Origin of the sequence: Microbacterium testaceum StLB037, from assembly GCF_000202635.1 — a bacterium.
Lineage (GTDB): Bacteria > Actinomycetota > Actinomycetes > Actinomycetales > Microbacteriaceae > Microbacterium > Microbacterium testaceum_F.
Genome location: NC_015125.1, coordinates 1,571,547 through 1,587,362, shown reverse-complemented (window position 1 = coordinate 1,587,362; position 15,816 = coordinate 1,571,547). Strand labels below are relative to the sequence as shown.

At 70.5% G+C, this 15,816-nt stretch carries 16 protein-coding genes and 1 tRNA gene; 4 read left to right on the top strand and 13 right to left on the bottom strand.

Annotated elements, in window-relative coordinates:
• Positions 1-19: 19 nt before the first annotated feature.
• The 6 genes from MTES_RS07270 to MTES_RS07245 form a co-directional block, all read right to left on the bottom strand.
• Positions 20-1,765 carry a serine/threonine-protein kinase gene (locus MTES_RS07270; protein WP_043361159.1) on the bottom strand — a complete coding sequence of 582 codons (1,746 nt, stop codon included), beginning with the start codon at positions 1,763-1,765 and terminating at the stop codon, positions 20-22.
• Complete coding sequence (locus tag MTES_RS07265) at positions 1,762-3,219, bottom strand: peptidoglycan D,D-transpeptidase FtsI family protein (RefSeq protein ID WP_013584579.1); 1,458 nt, start codon at positions 3,217-3,219, stop codon at positions 1,762-1,764. The genes MTES_RS07270 and MTES_RS07265 overlap by 4 nt, the downstream gene beginning before the upstream one ends.
• A gap of 61 nt (positions 3,220-3,280) precedes the next feature.
• Positions 3,281-4,681 (bottom strand): FtsW/RodA/SpoVE family cell cycle protein, encoded by a 1,401-nt coding sequence (locus tag MTES_RS07260; protein ID WP_013584578.1) that lies wholly within the window; start codon positions 4,679-4,681, stop codon positions 3,281-3,283.
• On the bottom strand, positions 4,678-5,916 hold the full coding sequence (locus MTES_RS07255) for a PP2C family protein-serine/threonine phosphatase (RefSeq protein ID WP_013584577.1): 1,239 nt from the start codon (positions 5,914-5,916) through the stop codon (positions 4,678-4,680). The genes MTES_RS07260 and MTES_RS07255 overlap by 4 nt, the downstream gene beginning before the upstream one ends.
• Positions 5,917-5,925: 9 nt before the next feature.
• Positions 5,926-6,462 (bottom strand): FHA domain-containing protein FhaB/FipA, encoded by a 537-nt coding sequence (locus tag MTES_RS07250; protein WP_013584576.1) that lies wholly within the window; start codon positions 6,460-6,462, stop codon positions 5,926-5,928.
• Positions 6,459-7,196: an FhaA domain-containing protein gene (locus MTES_RS07245; protein ID WP_013584575.1), complete on the bottom strand. Its 738-nt coding sequence runs from the start codon at positions 7,194-7,196 to the stop codon at positions 6,459-6,461. The genes MTES_RS07250 and MTES_RS07245 overlap by 4 nt, the downstream gene beginning before the upstream one ends.
• A 153-nt stretch (positions 7,197-7,349) precedes the next feature.
• On the opposite strand from MTES_RS07245, the gene MTES_RS07240 reads away from it, so the two are divergent.
• A tRNA-Leu gene (locus tag MTES_RS07240) sits at positions 7,350-7,433 on the top strand.
• A 178-nt stretch (positions 7,434-7,611) separates the two neighbouring features.
• Here MTES_RS07240 and MTES_RS07235 read toward each other — a convergent pair.
• The gene (locus MTES_RS07235) at positions 7,612-8,529 is read right to left on the bottom strand and encodes a DUF368 domain-containing protein (RefSeq protein WP_013584574.1); all 918 of its coding nucleotides are present in this window, start codon (positions 8,527-8,529) and stop codon (positions 7,612-7,614) included.
• Between the two features lie 93 nt (positions 8,530-8,622).
• Here MTES_RS07235 and MTES_RS07230 point away from each other — a divergent pair, with 93 nt between their 5' ends.
• Positions 8,623-9,621 (top strand): endonuclease/exonuclease/phosphatase family protein, encoded by a 999-nt coding sequence (locus MTES_RS07230; RefSeq protein WP_013584573.1) that lies wholly within the window; start codon positions 8,623-8,625, stop codon positions 9,619-9,621.
• 39 nt (positions 9,622-9,660) lie between these two features.
• Positions 9,661-9,798 carry a hypothetical protein gene (locus tag MTES_RS19650; RefSeq protein WP_013584572.1) on the top strand — a complete coding sequence of 46 codons (138 nt, stop codon included), beginning with the start codon at positions 9,661-9,663 and terminating at the stop codon, positions 9,796-9,798.
• Here MTES_RS19650 and MTES_RS07225 read toward each other — a convergent pair.
• The 3 genes from MTES_RS07225 to MTES_RS19515 are packed head-to-tail and all read right to left on the bottom strand — an operon-like array spanning position 9,795 to position 11,227.
• Complete coding sequence (locus tag MTES_RS07225; protein ID WP_013584571.1) at positions 9,795-10,133, bottom strand: hypothetical protein; 339 nt, start codon at positions 10,131-10,133, stop codon at positions 9,795-9,797. The genes MTES_RS19650 and MTES_RS07225 overlap by 4 nt on opposite strands.
• A gap of 7 nt (positions 10,134-10,140) precedes the next feature.
• Complete coding sequence (locus MTES_RS18445) at positions 10,141-10,569, bottom strand: GNAT family N-acetyltransferase (protein WP_013584570.1); 429 nt, start codon at positions 10,567-10,569, stop codon at positions 10,141-10,143.
• 49 nt (positions 10,570-10,618) lie between these two features.
• Positions 10,619-11,227 (bottom strand): GntR family transcriptional regulator, encoded by a 609-nt coding sequence (locus MTES_RS19515; protein WP_013584569.1) that lies wholly within the window; start codon positions 11,225-11,227, stop codon positions 10,619-10,621.
• Between the two features lie 309 nt (positions 11,228-11,536).
• On the opposite strand from MTES_RS19515, the gene MTES_RS07210 reads away from it, so the two are divergent.
• Positions 11,537-11,743, top strand: coding sequence for a cold-shock protein (locus tag MTES_RS07210; protein ID WP_043362388.1), 207 nt, complete (start codon positions 11,537-11,539; stop codon positions 11,741-11,743).
• 66 nt (positions 11,744-11,809) lie between these two features.
• Here MTES_RS07210 and MTES_RS07205 read toward each other — a convergent pair whose 3' ends face one another.
• Genes MTES_RS07205 through MTES_RS07195 form a run of 3 tightly spaced genes read right to left on the bottom strand, consistent with a single transcriptional unit; the run spans position 11,810 to position 15,801 of the window.
• Positions 11,810-13,873 carry a bifunctional lysylphosphatidylglycerol flippase/synthetase MprF gene (locus MTES_RS07205; protein ID WP_013584567.1) on the bottom strand — a complete coding sequence of 688 codons (2,064 nt, stop codon included), beginning with the start codon at positions 13,871-13,873 and terminating at the stop codon, positions 11,810-11,812.
• Positions 13,874-13,907: 34 nt separating this feature from the next.
• The gene (locus MTES_RS07200) at positions 13,908-15,107 is read right to left on the bottom strand and encodes a hypothetical protein (protein ID WP_013584566.1); all 1,200 of its coding nucleotides are present in this window, start codon (positions 15,105-15,107) and stop codon (positions 13,908-13,910) included.
• Positions 15,100-15,801 (bottom strand): HAD hydrolase-like protein, encoded by a 702-nt coding sequence (locus tag MTES_RS07195; RefSeq protein WP_013584565.1) that lies wholly within the window; start codon positions 15,799-15,801, stop codon positions 15,100-15,102. Before MTES_RS07195 ends, MTES_RS07200 begins: the two co-directional genes overlap by 8 nt.
• Positions 15,802-15,816 lie beyond the last annotated feature (15 nt).

Genomic DNA, 15,816 nt, shown 5'->3' with positions numbered 1-15,816 from the left:
GTGCGTTGTGCGAGAGAGGTCAGTTCTTCGGGCTTGCGCTCGGGCTGGGCGTCGAGCCACCGGTGATCGTGGCGGATGCCTCGGCCGAGGGGCCGGCGGTGCGGTCGGTGCTCGAGCAGCTCACCGTGTAGGTCACCTTGAGGGTCGACCCGGGGGAGTTGCTCACCATCAGCTGGGCGTTGCGCTCGTCGGGGGAGAACGACGCGGTGGAGGAGCCGTTGGTGACGAAGGTTCCGCCGGTGGCCGTGAAGTTGTACGACGTGACGTTGCCCGTGCCCGCGGGGCAGGTGTACTGCTGCCACGAGACCTGCTCGGTGGCACCGGCCGGAACCGTCGTCGGGAGCGTGGGGGCGCCCGGCTGGGTCAGCGGCGTCTCTTCGCCGTACGTGGTCACCGTGATGTTGGTGCCGGCGGGGTTACGGCCGGTCGGGTCGACGGTGTACACCTTGCCGACCTCGTCGGCGGTGGTCGCCGCGTTTCCGGTGGCGCACGTCGCCGCGAGGTTGTTCTCGCGGAGGATCGCGCGCGCCTCGTCGCAGGTACGACCCACGAGCTCGAGCGCGTCGACATCGATGAGGCTCTGCGACGGCGTCGCGGACGGGGTCGGCGTCGACTGACTCGGAGCCGGCGTGGGCACCGTCGACGTGCTGCTCGAGGGAGCGGCATCCGGCTCGTTCTGGTTGGTGAGCAGGGCGGCGAGGGTCCCGCCGAGCACGAGCACGAGCAGGACGATGAGAGCGATGAGCGGCCACGTGAGGCGGCTCCGCTTCTTCTTCGGCGGCACGGTCTCTTCGGTGTGCTCCTCGGTGAGGAGCGACGTCGCGGCCGGCGTCGGCATCAGGCGCGTCGCCGCGCTCGTCTGCCCGGGCGAGAGGAGCTGGGTGACGTCGTCGGCGACGGCTGCGCCGGCGGCGATCGCGGGGACGGCCGCGGCTGCGGCCGCGAGGTCACCACGGCGCAGAGCCGTCGCGGCGCGCGAGACGGCGGCCGCGGAGGCGGGACGCTCGTCGGGCTTCTTCGCGATCATCGCCATCACGAGGTTCTGCACCGGTACCGCGACCGTGGGGGGAAGCGGGGCGGGCTGCTCGTTGATCTGCGCCATCGCGATGGCGACCTGCGACTCGCCCGTGAACGGACGCTTGCCGGCGAGGCATTCGTACGCGACGATGCCGAGCGAGTAGATGTCGGTCGCCGGGGACGCCGGGTGACCGGATGCCTGCTCGGGCGAGAGGTACTGCACGGTGCCCATGACCTGGCCGGTGGCCGTCAGGGGCACCTGGTCGGCGATACGGGCGATGCCGAAGTCGGTGATCTTGACGCGACCGTCGGGCGTGATGAGCAGGTTGCCCGGCTTGATATCGCGGTGGACGAGACCGGCCGCGTGCGCGGCCTGAAGGGCCGCCGCCGTCTGCGCCACGATGTCGAGCGTCTTGTCGGTCGAGAGCGAACCCTCGCGCTCGATGATCGTCGACAGGGCCTCGCCGGGGACGAGCTCCATCACGAGGAAGGCGCTCCCGTCTTCCTCGCCGTAGTCGAACACGCTGGCGATGCCCTCGTGGTTCACCAGGGCGGCGTGACGGGCCTCGGCGCGGAAGCGCTCGAGGAACCCGGGGTCGCCCATGTACTCGTCTTTGAGGATCTTGATGGCGACGGTGCGTCCGATGACGTGATCCGTCGCCTCCCACACCTCGCCCATGCCGCCGATCGCAATACGCGAATCGAGCTCGTAGCGTCCTCCGAAGGTCACTCCCTGCGTCGGTCTCATTTACCCAGCACCGCCTCCATGACCTTCTTCGCTATCGGGGCGGCGATGTCGTTGCCGCTCCCGCTCTGCCCCTGGCCCCCGCCGTTCTCGACCACCACGGCGACGGCGACCTTGGGGTCGTCGGCCGGAGCGAACCCCGTGAACCAGAGCGAGAACGGTCGGGACGCCCCGTTCTCGGCGGTCCCGGTCTTACCCGCGACCTGGACCCCGTCTATTCTTGCATTCGACGCGGCGCCGTCCTGGACGTTCGCCGTCATCATCGAAACCATCTGCGCGTCGAGATTCGCATCGAGTGCGCGGCCGAACTCGCTGTCGGAGCGCTCGTCGGTCACCGACAGGTCCGACTCGATGACCCGATCGATCATCCGCGGGTTCATGACCACGCCACCGTTGGCGATCCCGGCGGACACCATCGCCATCTGCAGCGGTGTCGCCGTGACCTGGCCCTGTCCGAAACCGCTGAGCGCGGTCTGCGCGGCGTCGAGACCCGACGGGTAGTTGGACGCGGTCGAGGTGAGCGGCATCGAGAACTGCTTGTTGAAGCCGTACTTCTCCGCCTCGGCGCGGATCGCGTCGTCGCCGAGCTCGACGGCCAGCTCGGCCATCGGGATGTTGCAGCTCAGCCGGAGCGCCGTGGCGATCGTCACGGTGTCGCCTCCGCCGCACGTTCCGCCGCCCGCGTTCTGCACGACGCTCGTCGACTGCGGAAGCGTGTACTGGGCCACGTTGGGGAAGGACGAGTCGGGCGTGTACTTCCCGGATGCCAGGGCCGCCGATGCCACGACGAGCTTGAACGTCGATCCCGGAGGGTTGAGGTTGCCCGCGATGGCGCGGTTGTCCATCGGCTGCGAGGGGTCCGACATCAGCTGGTCGTACGTGGAGTTGACGGCATCCGTGTCGTGCGAGGCGAGGGCGTTGGTGTCGAAGCTCGGGGTGGACACCATGGCCAGGATGCGACCGGTCGACGGCTCGATGGCGACGACGGCGCCCTGCAGGCCGCCGAGGGCGTCCCACGCGGCGCGCTGGACGTTCGCGTCGAGCGACAGCTCCACGTTCGCTCCGCGAGGAGCCTGACCCGTGATCGCGCGGTTGATGCGCGAGAAGAACTCGTTCTCGCCCGAGCCGCTCAAGACGGTGTTCTCGGCGTCTTCGATCTGCGTCCGCGAGTCGAGCACCGCGTTGACGTACCCGGTGACCGGAGCCCACATCTGCGCGTCCGTGTACTGGCGCTGCCAGCTGTAGACGTCGTCGGCGGGCACCGACTGGGCGATGGGAGTGCCGCTCGCGATGATCGAGCCGCGCTGGATCTCGTACGAGTCGTACAGGGCACGTGTGTTGCCCGGAGTGTTCGTGAGGTTCCCCGCTTGGGCGACCTGGATGACGCTCGTCGAGGCGAACAGGGCGACGAACATCGCCAGCATCACGATGCTGAGGCGTCGGAGTTCTTTGGTCACGGTGCCTCCTCCGGTCGGGGAGCGCGCGCGAGCGCGGTCGTCGGTGCGGTCGTGGGCGTCATCAACCGATCACCACCCGGGGGCGGCTGCGCACGGCATCCGAGATCCGCAGCAGGAACGCGACGATGATCCAGTTGGCCACGAGCGAGGAGCCGCCGGCGGCGAGGAACGGGGTCGTGAGGCCGGTCAGCGGAATGACGCGTGTGACACCGCCGACCATGATGAACACCTGCAGTGCGATGGTGAACGAGAAGCCGGTGGCGAGGAGCTTGCCGAAATCGTCCTGGCCGGCCAGACCGATGCGGATGCCGCGGCTCGCGAACACCATGTACAGCGCGAGGATCGCGAAGAGGCCGACGAGGCCCAGCTCTTCGCCGAGGCTGGGGACGATGTAGTCGCTCTGGGAGAGGGGCGTGATGTAGGGGCGCCCCTGGCCCAGACCGGTGCCGAACAGCCCGCCGTGCGAGAGGCCGAAGATGCCCTGCACGAGCTGGTAGCTGCCGCCGTCGCGGTTCACGATCTCCGGGTTGAAGGCGTCGAGCCAGTTGGCGAAGCGGCCGTTGACGTAGGGGAGGACCCGGGATGCCAGGAACGCCCCGGTCGCGGCCAGGACCACGCCGATCAGCACCCAGCTCGTCTTGCCGGTCGCGACGTAGAGCATCGCGACGAACATGCCGAAGATGAGCAGACCCGTACCGAGGTCGCGCTGGAGGACGATGATGCCGAGCGAGACGAGCCAGATGATCAGGAGAGGGCCGAGCTCGCGGGCACGCGGCCACGTCATGAAGAGGAAGCGCGTCCCGGTGGAGGTGAGGCTCTCGCGCGTGCGCACCAGGTATCCGGCGAAGAAGATCGCGAGGCAGATCTTCGCGAGCTCGCCCGGCTGGAACGACACGAAACCGAGCGAGACCCACACGTCGGCGTTCTGCTCCGTTCCCAGGCCCGGGACGAACGGCAGGAGGAGGAGCAGGATGCCGATGAGGCCCGAGAGATAGGTGTAGCGGAACAGCACGCGGTAGTTGCGCACGAAGATCACCACGGCGAGGGCGGCTACCAGAGCGATGGCCGCCCAGGCGATCTGGCGGTTGGAGGTGGCATCCCAGCCCTGGAGACGCACCGCGAGGTCGATCCGGTAGATCATCGCGATGCCGATGCCCGTGAGCACCGTGGCGATCGGGAGGACGAAGGGGTCCGCATCCCGCGCGCGCAGGCGCAGGACGATGTGCATGATCAACGCGAGGACGGCCGGGATGCTCGCGAGCGTGAGGAAGCCCGATTCGACGGTACCGTTCACGCCCAGCTGGACGAGCACGAGCGCGGCGCCGTAGACGACGATCGCGAAGAGCAGCAGGCCCAGCTCGCGATTGCGCTGCGTGGCGGGGACGCGGATCTTCTTCAGCGCGCGCATGACGGCCGTGTCGGTCGACACGGCGTTATCGCGGGTCAGCTTCTGATCGGTCATCCGCTGGCCTCCTGGGCGGGACGCAGGCGCTGCACGATCTGCTCGGCATCCGAGAGGGAGCGCGCGGAGATCGTGGCTTCGACGGTCTGGCGGTCGAAGTCGGTGAGGTCGGCGAGGACGATGTTCGTGTCTTCGTACACCGATGACAGGGAGATCGGTCCGATGGACTGCTGGATGCCGCGGTAGATGACGACCGAGTCGTCGTCGGCGCCGACGTAGTACCGCGTCTGCGTCCAGTTGTACCCGGCGAAGAGGCTGAGGCCGATGCCGGCGAGGACGAGCACCAGCGCCGCCAACCAGCCGAGACGACGACGGCGCGCCCGGCGACGGTCCTCCTCGATGAGCTCCTCGAGGAACTCCGCGGCGGGCTCGAAGTGCGTCGGCTCGTTCGCCGCCTGGCGGACGGGGTGCAGCCAGTTCGAGCGGGCCGGTCGACCCGCGGGGACGACCACGCCGGCCGGGTTCAGGGCGGAGCCGACGATCGTCGGGGTACCGGTGAACAGCGGGTGTTGACCGCCCACATCGACGATGACGACCGTGACGTTGTCGGGTGCTCCTCCGTCGAGCGCCTGCTTCAGGAGCGCGTCGGCGGTGCGCGCGGGCGGCATCCCGAGGGCCAGCGTGCGGTCGGTGTGCGTGTCGTCGACGACGCCCGAGAGCCCGTCCGAGCACAGCAGCCAGCGGTCGCCGTCCTGGGTCGGCATGATGAACGTGTCGATCTCGGGATCGGGATCCATGTCGCCGAGGACGCGCATGAGGACCGAGCGCCGCGGGTGATACCGCGCCTCTTCGGGGGTGATGCGGCCGGAGTCGACGAGCCGCTGCACGAACGTGTGGTCGGTCGTGATCTGCGTGAGCTCGCCGTCGCGGTACAGGTAGATGCGCGAGTCGCCGATGTGCCCGATGACCGCGTAGTCGTCGACCATGATGAGCGCGCTGACGGTGGTTCCCATGCCCGCGAGCTCGGGCCGGCGGGCGACCGTGTCGATCAGTTCGGCCGCGGTGTCGGAGAGCGCGTCGCGCAGAGCGTGCTCGGCGTCGGAGGGGGTCGGGAAGGGCTGGTCGAGCTCGGTCAGACGGTGGATCGCGAGGCTCGACGCGACATCACCGCCCGCGTGACCGCCCATGCCGTCGGCGACCACGAAGAGATTCGAGCCGGAATAGCCCGAATCCTGATTGTTGGAGCGCACCTTGCCCGTGTGGGAGATGGCGGCGCTCGAGCCCTGGAAGACCATGGAGGAGGGTTACTTCCTCAGCTCGAAGGTCGTCGCGCCCACCTTGATCGGGGCGCCGACCTTCACCTGCACGGGGGATGCCACGCGCACCCCGTCGTGCGTGGTGCCGTTGGTCGAGTCGAGGTCCTGCAGCATCCACTGGTTGCCCCACAGCACGAGGCGTGCGTGGTGGCTCGAGGTGTAGTCGTCGCGCACGACGAGACCGGACTCGCTCGAGCGACCGATCGTGAGCGGCTCGGTGCCCAGCGGGAGCTCGAGGCCGACCTTGGGGCCGCTCGTGATGACGATGCGCGACACGGTGTCGGTGGTCGCGAGGCCGCCCGCGGGAGCGGGCGCCGGGGGCGCCGGCCGCTTGACCTGCGTGGTCACCGCGTCGGGAGAGGCGACGGGCGCCGGAGCTACGGGGGCGGATGCCGCCGGCTCGGGCAGCTTGCGCACCTTCACGCCGAACAGGTCGGCGCGCAGGGAGTAGACCACTCCGAACACGAAGAACCACATGAGGACGAGGAAGCCGCCCTGCAGCAGCAGAAGAGTCAACGGACTCATGACAGGGGCCCCCGCTCCCGAACGTCGAACATACGTGTGGCGTCGGAAACCGCCGCGCGTCGGGCCGGCTGTGCCTGCGCCACCACACGGAACACGATCGTGGTGCGACCGATGGAGATGGTCGAGTCAGGCGGCAGTGCGGCTTCTGACACCTTACGGCCGTTGAGGGTGGTGCCGTTCGTCGACCCCAGGTCGCGGACCATGGCTCGCTCGCCGTCCCACAGGATCTCGACGTGCTTGCGGCTGGTGCCCGCGTCGGGGATCGTGATGTCGGCGTCGCTGCCGCGCCCGATGACCGTGCGGGCCCGCGTGAGTTCGTGACGGGTGCCGTCGATGTCGACGACGCCGCGCCAGGCCACCTGGCCTTCGCTCGTCTGCGAGTCGACGCGGAGCGTTCCGGTCGACAGGGACGGGTCCCGCTCGATCGAGATCGAGAGCGGACCGGCGAACGAGTAGCCCTGCGTACTCGCGTGCTTCTTGACGAGCGTGGTGAGTTCGGTCACCAGGGTCGACCCCAGCGCGCCCATCTTCTCGTCGTCGGCGGGCGAGAGGCGCACCGCGAACGTGTTGGGCGCGAGGATGCGGTCGCGGGTGACCACGACGGCCTTCTTGTCGAGCTCACTGCGCAGTGCCGAGGCGATCTCCACCGGCTGGATGCCACTGCGGAAGGTCTTCGCGAACGCACCATTGACGGCGCGTTCGAGACCCTTCTCGAAACTGTCGAGTAGTCCCACGAGACTCCTTCGGGCAGGCAGACCAGTAGGCACATCGTAGTCAGGGCGGCTGTGCAGGTCATGGATGCCGCTTCCGACGCCGCGTTTCGCTGCGCCGTCGCGGCCGTGATATTCTCGGGAAGTTGGTCGCGTGGCATCCTGGATGCCGCGCACGCGCGAGTGGCGGAATAGGTAGACGCGCTGGCTTCAGGTGCCAGTGCCTTCACGGGCGTGGGGGTTCAAGTCCCCCCTCGCGCACACAACGAAGAGGGCCCCGGGGTTTCCCGGGGCCCTCTTCGTTGTCTGCGGGAGTGGGAGAATTTGAGACCCGCGCGAGGGGGGCACCGGAATCGGACACGGCGAACAGAATCGGATGCCAAGCCCTCTGGCATCCGATCTCGTTGCACTCCTCCGGATCTGTCGGGTGCCGCTCGAGTCAGGAAGGTTTCGTCGTCAGGCGCGCCTGCATCCACACCACGAACAGCACGACTGCGGCACCGGCCGCGGCGAGCAGCACCGTGACGGCGATGTCCCCCGACGGGGCGAGGGACTGCCCGGCGTCGTCCTGCCAGGGCCAGAGGGCGCGGAGCGAGCCGAGCATCAACCCCGTCATCAGGGCGAGCATTCCGGCGTGGAACCGCGCGAGGAGCACGCGCAGGACGTTGACGAAGAGGCTCAGCCCGACGACCGCGCCGACGGCGAACGCCAGGATGTAGGGCAGGTCGCGCTCGTTCAGCGCGACCAGCGTCGTCTCGTAGAGGCCGAACACGAGCAGCAGGAATGCTCCCGAGAGCCCCGGCAGCACGAGGGCGCAGACCGCGACCGAGGCCGCCAGCGCGACGACGACGAGCGGTGGGTCTTCGATCGAGCCCGAGGGCAGGCCGGTGAGGATGAAGGCGGCCACGGCGGCGACGAGCGCGAGAAGGCCCAGCCGCCACGTCCACCCGCGGCCCAGCAGGCGGATGGGGATGAGCAGGGATGCCGCGATCATTCCTCCGAAGACCGCGCGCGTCTCGGTCGGGTACTCCTGCACCAGGGGAGCGAGGATGCGCGCACCCAGCACGACCGCGAGCACCATGCCGATGAGCACCGGCGCGACCACGCGCCACCGGACCGCCCGGAAGTGTCGGGCGCTGCGTGCGAGTCCGCGCCCGCGCACGACGTCTGTCGCCGCGACCGTGCCGCGCACGATGTGACTCGCCGCATCGATCAGCGTCGCGTACACCCCCACGATCAACGCGACCGTGCCCCCGCTGACCCCCGGGATGACTTCCACCGCCCCGATCAGGGCGCCGCGGACCACATCGAGAGCGGGGCGGAGGGGCGAACGTCGGTCGGCAAGGGTGTCGGCCATTCGGTCCACGTTAGGCGAGGGTCACGTGGTGGCCAAACCGCTCTCGGCATCGGCGCTCTCTGCTCCGCGCGGGCAGTCGGGTTTACTGGTCGGATGCCGAAGACCCGACGCACCGGCCTGATCGTGACGCTCGTCCTCGGCGGTGTCCTCGCCGTCGTGGCGGTGTGGCCGCAGGTGGTCGGCGCGCAGCGGCTGCAGGGCGTGGCGCAGCTGATCCCCTTCCGCGGCATCCTGGCCCTCGGTTTCGCCGCGCTCGCCGTGGTCGCGGGCGTCATCGCCCTGCTCCGGCGGCGGTGGGGTGTGGCGGCGGGGCTGGCGATGGTGCTCGCCGCGGCGTCGCTCGGAAACGGTGCCGTGCTCGTCGTGCGCGGTGGGGGCGGGTCGGCTCCCGGGGGCGAGCTGGTCGTGGTGGCGTGGAACACCTACGGGGGCGGAGCCTCACCCGAGAGCATCGCCCGACTCGTCCGCGAGACCGGGGCGGACGTCGTGAGCCTGCCCGAGACCGACGCGGACGCGGCGGCGGAGGTCGTCGGCATCCTGTCCCGCGAGGGGATCCGCATGACACCCTCGACGCTCGTCGCCGCCCCGGGGGACGACCCGGTGCCCACGACGCTTCTCGTCGCGGAGTCGATGGGGCCCTATGTTCTCGATCTCGCGGCCGGTTCGACACCCGGCGTGCCCAGCGGCGTCTTCCGACCGGCTCAGGGCGGGGGACCGACGCTCGTCGCCGCGCACCCGCTGCCCCCGTTGCCGCTGATCATGACCGACTGGACCGAGGGGATGGACTGGGTGGCGGCGCAGTGCTCGAGTCCCGACGTCATCCTCGCCGGCGACCTCAACTCCACGCTCGATCACCTCGCGGGTCTGGGGCGGAACGGCGGAACGGTGGGAGAGTGCCGGGATGCCGCCGCCGAGGCGGGAGCGGCCGCGGTGGGAACCTGGCCGGTGCGCCTTCCCCCGGGGCTTGCGGCGCCCATCGACCACGTGCTCGTCGGGTCGGCGTGGGAGGTGCGCGGGTTCGAGGTGCGCACCGACTTCGACGACGCCGGCAGCGACCACCGGCCGATCGTCGCGACCCTCTCGCGCCGCTGACCTTTACGCGCCCGTCGGCACGCGCCTAGGTTGGGCGTCATGTCGGAGAAGCGCAGAGAAGAAGAGGCGTACGCCCTCGCCGCCCAGCAGGCCGCGGCGGCGGAGGAGGACAGCGCCACGGACGACACGTCGGTCGACGCCGACGAGCCGCTCGAGGAGAGCGAAGAGCCGAACTAGGCCTCGTCGACGCGCCGGTTGTGGATCGCCACGGCGGCGAAGTACGGCACGAGCAGGACCACCGCGGCCACCGAGCCCGCCAGCAGGGGTCCGAGCCAGGACGGCCCGTCGAGCTGGCCCCAGGGCGCGATCCCGACGCCGAGGGTGAGCACGGCCGCTCCGAACGCGCGGGCGGCGATAGCCCGGCCCGGGGCCTTCGGCGGGTTGCGCCACACCGGGACGCGCTCGCCGCGGTACGCACGCACGGTCAGGGCGATCGACCACCACCACAGCGCTCCGCCGGCGATGATCAGGACCACGCTCGGAACGATGCCCTGCCACGTCATCTCACCCATGTCGATCTCACTCCAGCGTCGGGGGCAGCACGTAGACGATGTCGTCGCCGTCGCGCGAGTCCTCGACGAAGCCCAGACCGGCGAGCACGGCATGCGAGGGGTCGTCGTCGGCGGCGAGGCAGGCGTAGAGGGGGCGTTCCGGCTCGAGGAACGTGAGCAGGCGCAGAGCCTCGGTGGCCACGCCCTCGACCGCGTCGGGGGCCACGGCGAGGAGGATCTCGCGGTCGCCGTCGACGTCGAGCGTGGCGGCGAGGCCGACGACGGCATCGTCGGAGACCACTGCGCGGGCGGACACGCGGTCCTCGGCGACCCAGGCGTCGAACGCCTCGCGGGTGTCGACCGTGGCGCGGGGCCACGAGGAGGAACTGTCACGGACGACGGCGAAGGCGGCATCCCGATCGTCGTCGTTCAGCTCGCGCAGGTCGATGTGGGCCATGGCGCCACGCTACCGGGGGCGTGGTGCGGGATGCCGAGTGGTTGCGCGCTCAGGCGAAGCCGTGCAGGGCGAGGAACGTCCAGGTCGCGCCGTTCGCGTCGCGCGCGGCGAGCTGGGTGCGAAGGTGCGCGAAGAGCACGGGCCGCGTCTCGTCCGTGACGCTCTGCCATCCCTCGAGGTTGCGCCGGAGGACGAGGTCGGTCTGCTCGAGCGTCCTCTGGAAGGGGATGTTGTGCGAGCACGCCACGACGAGCGCGTACAGATCCAGGACGGCGGCGACGTAGTCCTTCGAGGACTCGGCGTCGCGCATCGCGTCGACGTGGCGCAGGGCGGTGTCGAGTTCTTCGGGTGTGCAGCGCGGGAGAGCGACGCGCATCGCCGAAGCGATCGTGTGCGCGGCGTACTCGCGCATGTCGTTGCGCGCGCGGTCCGTCAGCGCGGCGACCCGCGTGTAGCGGTTCGCGGCGACCTCGACCAGGCCGATGCGCTGCAGCTTCTGCAGCGCTTCGCGCACGGGGGTCCGCGAGATGCCCATGTGGGCGGCCAGCTCCACGTCGCGCAAGCGATCCCCGGGCCGGAGGCGGCCGTCGACGATCGCCTCGCCGAGGGCCGCGTAGGCCTCGTCGACGAGGGCGAACCGGGACGGGGGAGCGCTCATCACGCGGAGTTTACGTCGCGCGAGTATCACAGTCTTCGACTTTGCGTTACGTATTCACAGCTTTCGTGTCGCGCAGAGGCCTTCCGCGGCTGTAATGTCATCTCCGTCACGCCTCGCGTGACATATCCGGGGGGATCCGTCGACGCCCGGGCTTCGAGCTCTGCTCAGCCCGGGCGTCGTATGGGCTTCGGCCGTTTTCTCGACGTGCAACGTTTGTGTCACGGGTTCGTGCGCTGTTTCCACCCGGGCGTTACTTTGGGGGCAAGTCCGGCGCGCACGGTGCCGGCTCAAGCGGAAAACGGCATGTCGATGAGCACGCAGGGCACGGTCAAATGGTTCAACTCGGAGAAGGGCTTCGGCTTCATCGCCCCCGATGACGGCGGGCAGGACGTCTTCGCGCACTACAGCGCGATCCAGTCGGGCGGCTATCGCTCGCTCGAAGAGAACCAGCGCGTCGAGTTCGAGATCGCGCAGGGCCCGAAGGGCCTGCAGGCGGAAGACATCCGCCCCATCTGACCTCTCACCCCGGCAGCCCCGGGGTGACCTCGGCCGGGCACGACGGCATCCCTCGTGTCCGGCCGATCAGTGTTCGTGGCGCACGAGGTCGAGACCGGCGGCGGCGAACTGCCGGATCGTCGCGTGCGGCAGGAATGCTCGGGTCAGAGCGGTGCCGATGCGCGTGAGGTCGGCCTCGTCGCGGTAGAGCAGGTACATCGTCTCGTAGCGAGGCTGGAACTTCTGCTTGAACCGGTGCAGCGACGCGAAGCCGTAGACCGGCTCGAGCATCGTGGCCATGCGCTGCTGCAGGTCGGCGATGGGTCCGGCATCCGCGGGGTACTCGTGCGCGAGCGGGGCCCCGGAGAGCGACATGACCTCGGCTCCTTCGCTCGAGAACTGCAGCGCGGACGAGCCGATGAGGTACTCCATCACGGGGCCGAAGCCTCCGTCGCGTCGGCGCATGAGATCGAGGGTCCAGCCGCGTACGCGGCCCTCGCCGTACACGGGCAGCCACGACAGGAACCCGTCGACGTCGCCGGCGGGTGAGATCGCGAGGGCGACACGCACCTCGGGGTCGTTCGCCTCGTGGAGCGTTCCCAGGGTGAAGCCCATCTCGGGGAGGCCCTTCTCGCCGACCCAGCTGTCGGAGATGGCCCGCAGCTGCTGTCGTACGCCCCAGGTCTCGTCGGCGAGACGGGAGAGACGGAAGGTCATACCCTCGCGCTCGCCGCGGTTGAGCGAGGTGCGGACGGCGCCCCACGCCTTGCCGGTGAACGCGAGGCCGGGCAGGTCGACGATGGTGTCGTCGGCGACGACGATGCTGCGCCACCCCTCGGGCACGGCCGCGCGTGTCTCTTCTCCGGCGCTGAAGAAGCAGGGCGCGAGACCGGCTGCCTCGGCGCGGTCGATGAACGCGCGCACGGTCGCGGCGCGCACCTCCGCGGGACCGAGCGCGTCGCCCAGGGCGAGCGCCACACCCGTTCGACGCTGGAACGCGACGATGCCGCGACCGAAGCGCGCGTACGACATCCCCTCCCACGTGGTCATCCACGACAGGGTGCCGCCGCCGGAGCGGTGCAACTCCGCCTTCACCTCGTCGACGCTCGGCGCGGGAGTGTCGCCGAGCGCGGCCCGCGGACGGGCGCGGAATGCGGCGCGGACGAGCACCAGGTAGACGAACACGATGGTCCACAGCAGCGAGGAGGCCAGTGTGATCGTGAGGTCGGCCCCGAGCAGGGTCTCGAAACCGGCGGCTCCGCCGAGCAGCACGATCAGCGCGAGGAACAGCACGATCACGGCGTTCAGCGCGGCGTACGCGATGAGGAGCACCCATGCCCAGCGGCGGCCGCGTCGGATGCCGGTGGCCACGACGAGAACGAGCACCGTGTTCACCGCGACGTCGACCCACGAGCCCGAGACGGGTTCGGAGGTTCCGAAGGGACCCGTCGTGGGGCTGAGGAACGTGAGGATCTCGATGGCGCCGAGCGCGCAGACCACGACGAACGCGATGAGACGCTGCTCGCGCACGGACACGCGCTGCGGACGAAGAGAGCGGTCGAGCACGAGCACGAACGCCACCGCGAAGGCGTGCTCGAGATCGGGCAGCGTGCCCCAGTAGAGCAGGGTCACGGACAGGCCGGCGACCAGGACCGTCCAGGCGCGCAGGCGCCACGGCGAGGGGAGGAGCGAGACGGCTGCGGCGATCGTCGCGACGACGCCCCCGGAGGGACCGACGTCGAGGACGGTGGCCTGCTGCTGGGCCCACGGCCAGGGGAGCAGGGCGGCCGCCCAGAGGAAGAGCGCCGAGGCCAGTACCGAGACGAGCTGGCCCGCGGTGAAGTATCCCGCTGCCACGAGCGAACCGCGGCGGAACTCGACATAGCCCATGCCCACGAGACCGACCAGGATCGGCGCGTAGACCCACGGCGCGTCGAGGAAGAACGTGCCGGTGATCGGCGTCCACCAACGGCCCTCCTCAAGGGCCGGCAGACCGTACGCCACCGTCGGGAACAGGTCGGAGGTGGAGAAGGGATGCCACAGACCCGCCCCGACGACACCGACGACGATCAGGATGCCGGCCAGTGCGAGCGTGGCGGGCACGCGGCGCAGCACGTGAAGCGAGCGGCGGACCGTGGTGTTCTCCCCCATGCCGCTCACGATAGGGCACCGGGGCGGATGGCCGTCAGCGCGCGGAAGTCGCTCGCCAGGCGGTTCGGGCGTTCTCGAGGGCCACGCCCGCGTCCGTGGCGGCCCGCGCGGCCGCCAACTCCCGTCGCGCGCGGTCGCGTCGCAGGCGCGCCTCGATCGATCGGTCGTCGCGGGCCTCCGCGGCCGCGAGGGCAGCGCGCGCACACGCCAGCGTGCCGGGAAGGGCGGCGCGGGCTGCCTCGAGGCGTCGTCGCGGGCTCGGAGCGTCGAGGAGCACCTCGTCGCGCAGTTCGCGGATACGGGCCACCGTCTCGATCGCCGTGTGCGGACGTCGGTCGGCCTCGTCTGCGGCCGCATCGAGGTCGCGCCTCGCGGCGCGGAGCCGCTCGGCGGCGTCGGGTGCGCACTCCGCCGGTCGCGCCTCGGCGATCTCGACCGCCGCGACGAGCTCCTCCCGCGCGGCCGCGAGCTCGGTCCCGGCGTTGTCGGCGGCTTGGAGGGCGATGCGGTGGGCGTCCTCGACGGCTCGCAGGTGCCGGGCCGCGCGGCGCACGGCATCCGTCGCCCGGTGGACCAGAAGATCGGTCTCGCTCGTGTCGGGCGTGGCCTCGGCCGCGTCGAGGGCGGCGTCGGCCTCCGCGAGGGCAGCGGCCGCGGCGTCGGCGGAGTCGGCCGCGTTGCGCCAGTCGTCTTCGGCGAACCGGTCGCGCAGCGTGGCGATGAGGGGGGCCGGGTCGCCGGCGGTGCGGACGACCTCGTCGCGCCGCGCCCGCGCCGCCGTCACGCGACCCGCGGCGGTACCGTGCGTCCGCGTCCACTCGGCGAGGTCGATGCGCGTGCGGGCGATCGTCTCGAGCTGGGTCTCGAACTGCGCGCGCAGGGCCTCGGTCACCGCGCGTCGTCGGGCGGGGACCGCCGTCGAGACCGAGAGCGCGGCGAGCTCGGCGAAACCGCGATCGCGTGCGCGCAGGGCCGCCGCGCGGGCGCGACGCAGAGCGCTCGTCGAATCGCCGTCCGTCAGAGCCTCGGATGCCTCGAACGCGATGTCGAGGTCGGTTGCCGCGTCGTCCAGACGAAGGAGGGCTTCCGCGGCGGCGATCCGGGCCGCATCGGCGGCGGCGTGGGCGCGAGGGGAGCGGCGGCGCGCGCGCACCACCAGGACGATGACGAGGGCCACGACGAGGGCCGCCACGATGGCCAGCGCCGTCGGGACCGCCCACGAGACGTCAGACACGGGGCACGACGGCTTCCTCCTCGTCGGGGACGAGGAGCAGGGCGCGCAGCTGATCGATGTCGTCGACCGCGGCCTGGGCGCCGTCGGCCTCGTAGGGCCAGCTGAAGCCCCACCGGACGAAGATGACGGGCACTCCGGCATCCGCTCCGCCCTCGACGTCGTGGTGCCGATCGCCGATGAGGACGGGACGCGAGGTGTCGACCCCGTTGGCTTCGAGGCGACGCAGCGCCTCGCGCACGATGTCGGACTTCGCGCTCAGGCTGCGCTCATCGAGCGAGGCGCCGACGATCGCCTCGAGGTCGGGGGCGAGGCCGAAGTGGTCCATGAGGGCGACGACCTGCACCTCGGGCTTCGAGCTCGCGGTCGACTGCGGGACGCCCGCGGCGTGGAGGTCGTGCACGAGCTCGGCGACACCGGGGTAGAGCCGCGCGCTGACGGTGTATCCCTCGCTCTTGTTGAGGCCGCGGTAGAAGGCGACGGCCTCGGTCGACTGCTCGGGGGTCATGCCGACGTTCACCTGGAACGACTCGAACATGGGCGGACCGATCCAGCGCGAGAGCTCGCCGCGGGTCGGAGGAGTGCGCCCGAAGTGCTCGAGCGTGATGGTCAGTCGGCGGAGGATCCCCTCGGACGCGTCGACGAGAGTGCCGTCGACGTCCCACAGGACACACGAGAAGGGGGAACGCACAGGCATGTGTCCACGCTACCG